Below are 1,637 nucleotides of genomic sequence, written 5' to 3'. Positions count from 1 at the left end.
GTTCGATTCATGACGTTGAAGCTGCTAAAGAGTACGCAAAACGCCTGAAAGCACTCTCTGAAGAGCTCAGTGATCAACTGTACATCGTAATGCGCGTGTACTTCGAAAACCGCGTACAACCGTTGGTTGGAAAGGTCTAATCAATGACCCACATCTAGACGGCACATTTGATATCGAGCATGGCCTTCACGTAGGTCGTGAACTGCTGGTTGAACTGGCAGAGATGGAAATCCCATTAGCGACTGAAGCGCTTGATCCAATCAGCCCGCAATACCTAGCAGACACATTTAGCTGGGCGGCGATCGGTGCTCGTACGACTGAATCTCAAACTCACCGTGAGATGGCAAGTGGTCTATCTATGCCAATCGGCTTCAAAAACGGTACTGATGGCAACCTAGGTACTGCGATTAACGCGATGCAAGCGGCCTCTTCAAGTCACCGTTTCATGGGTATCAGCCGTGAAGGTCAAGTTGCGTTACTGACAACTCAAGGTAACCCAAATGGCCATGTGATTCTTCGTGGTGGTAAGCAGACTAACTACGATTCTGTATCGGTGCATGAGTGTGAAGAAGAGCTATCAAAAGCAGGTCTAGGTGCTGCACTTATGGTGGATTGTAGTCACGCTAACTCTCGCAAAGACTTCCGTCGTCAACCGCTGGTTGCTGAAGACGTAATCCATCAGATTCGTGAAGGCAACAAATCCATCATCGGTTTGATGATTGAAAGCCACCTTAACGAGGGCAATCAATCTTCTGACATTCCTCTCGATCAGATGAAATACGGCGTTTCAATTACCGACGCGTGTATCAATTGGGATTCAACTGAGGCACTATTAAAACGTGCACACACGGAACTAGTCCCATTCTTGGAAAATCGTCTAAAAGGCTAGTACCTGCACCAATCGAGGCTTAAGGATTAGAAAGGAAGAAGAATGGCCGTTGAACTGAACGAATTACGCGACCAAATTGACGTTGTCGATAAACAGATGTTAGAGCTTCTTGCCCAACGCTTGGCGCTGGTTGAGAAAGTAGGTGAGGTGAAAAAGCGAGCACGGTTTACCGATTTATGTGCCTGAGCGTGAGGCAGCGATGCTTGCATCTCGCCGTGCAGAGGCTGAAAAACTCGGTGTGCCGCCACAGCTTATTGAAGACATTCTGCGTCGTACTATGCGTGAGTCGTACGCGAGTGAGAAGGATTCTGGCTTTAAGTGTCTGAACCCTGAGCTGCGTTCAGTTGTTGTTATCGGTGGTAATGGCCAGCTGGGTGGTCTATTTGGACGTATGTTCAAGCTATCTGGCTACGATGTAAAAGTACTAGGTAGCAAAGACTGGGACAAGGCTGATGAGTTACTGAAAGATGCTGGTCTTGTCGTGGTCACTGTGCCTATCCATCTGACAGAAGGTGTAATTGACAAGCTGAACAATTTGCCAAGCGACTGTATTCTGTGTGACTTAACATCAATCAAGTCTAAGCCACTGCAACGCATGTTAGCGGTTCATCAAGGCCCTGTCGTTGGTCTACACCCAATGTTCGGCCCAGATGTCCCAAGCCTTGCAAAGCAGGTGATTGTTTACAGTGATGGTCGCGGTCAAGAAAGCTACCAGTGGTTGTTAGAGCAATTCGGTATCTGGGGGGCA

Annotated in this window: 2 pseudogenes; both read left to right on the top strand. The window is 48.0% G+C overall.

Annotated features, from left to right (window positions below):
- Positions 1-889 (top strand): annotated as a pseudogene (locus EYS00_RS20360) (3-deoxy-7-phosphoheptulonate synthase); the annotation flags it as partial.
- Between the two features lie 42 nt (positions 890-931).
- Positions 932-1,637 (top strand): annotated as a pseudogene (gene tyrA / locus EYS00_RS20355) (bifunctional chorismate mutase/prephenate dehydrogenase); the annotation flags it as partial.

This window comes from Alteromonas sp. KUL49, assembly GCF_006538345.1.
Taxonomy (GTDB): Bacteria; Pseudomonadota; Gammaproteobacteria; order Enterobacterales; family Alteromonadaceae; genus Alteromonas.
This window is presented reverse-complemented; position numbering and strand designations above follow the sequence as displayed.